This is a genomic window from Variovorax sp. dw_954, assembly GCF_018449755.1.
Classification (GTDB): Bacteria; Pseudomonadota; Gammaproteobacteria; order Burkholderiales; family Burkholderiaceae_C; genus Variovorax.
Window position 1 is genome coordinate 1 of record NZ_JAAVVD010000092.1, and the last position, 806, is coordinate 806.

Genomic DNA, 806 nt, shown 5'->3' on the forward strand with positions numbered 1-806 from the left:
CGCGCCGATGTGCACGGCCTCGTCGGCCAGCTCGACATGGCGGGCCTCCTTGTCGGCATCGGAGTAGACGGCCACCGTGAGGATGCCCATCTTCTTCGCGGTCTTGATGACGCGGCAGGCGATCTCGCCGCGGTTGGCAATCAGGATCTTCTTAAACATTGTGGGTCTCCGCGGTGAGATCGCCTGCGCACGCTTCGCGTGCCATGCAATTTGACTTCGTCGCTGCGCCGCTTCGCGGCTGGTCACCGCTATTGGCGATCAGGATTTTCTTGAACATGTTGTACTTCCTGTTCTTTCAAAGAGGGATGTTCCCGTGCTTGCGCCACGGGTTCTCGAGCTTCTTCTCGCGCAGCATCACCAGCGAGCGGCAGATGCGCTTGCGCGTCTCGCTCGGCAGGATCACGTCGTCGATGTAGCCACGCGTGGAAGCCACGTACGGGTTGGCGAAGCGGGCCTTGTATTCGGCCTCGCGGGCGGCGAGCTTCTCGGGGTCGTTCTTGTCCTCGCGGAAGATGATCTCCACCGCGCCCTTCGCGCCCATCACCGCGATCTCGGCGCGTGGCCAGGCCAGGTTCACGTCGCCGCGCAGGTGCTTGGAGGCCATCACGTCGTAAGCACCGCCGTAGGCCTTGCGGGTGATGACGGTGATCTTGGGCACCGTGCATTCGGCGTACGCATAGAGCAGCTTGGCGCCGTGCTTGATGATGCCGCCGTACTCCTGGCTGGTGCCGGGCATGAAGCCGGGCACGTCGACGAAGGTGATGACCGGGATGTTGAAGGCATCGCAGAAGCGCACGAAGCGCGCG

At 63.3% G+C, this 806-nt stretch carries 3 protein-coding genes; all 3 read right to left on the reverse strand.

The window, feature by feature from the left end; all coding sequences use genetic code 11:
- Window positions 1-159 (reverse strand): biotin carboxylase N-terminal domain-containing protein (locus tag HB681_RS37635; RefSeq protein WP_213959988.1); only part of this gene is annotated, 159 nt, incomplete at its 3' end.
- Window positions 152-277, reverse strand: a complete 126-nt coding sequence (locus HB681_RS38630; RefSeq protein WP_256735274.1) for a hypothetical protein — start codon at window positions 275-277, stop codon at window positions 152-154. The genes HB681_RS37635 and HB681_RS38630, both read right to left, overlap by 8 nt.
- Window positions 278-295: 18 nt before the next feature.
- A partial coding sequence (locus HB681_RS37640) for a carboxyl transferase domain-containing protein (protein ID WP_275946438.1) occupies window positions 296-806 on the reverse strand: 511 nt, incomplete at its 5' end.

What these genes read in the sequence shown, in the direction of transcription:
- HB681_RS38630 (WP_256735274.1), bottom strand. Translation starts at nt 277, where the DNA reads ATGTTCAAGAAAATCCTGATCGCCAATAGCGGTGACCAGCCGCGAAGC.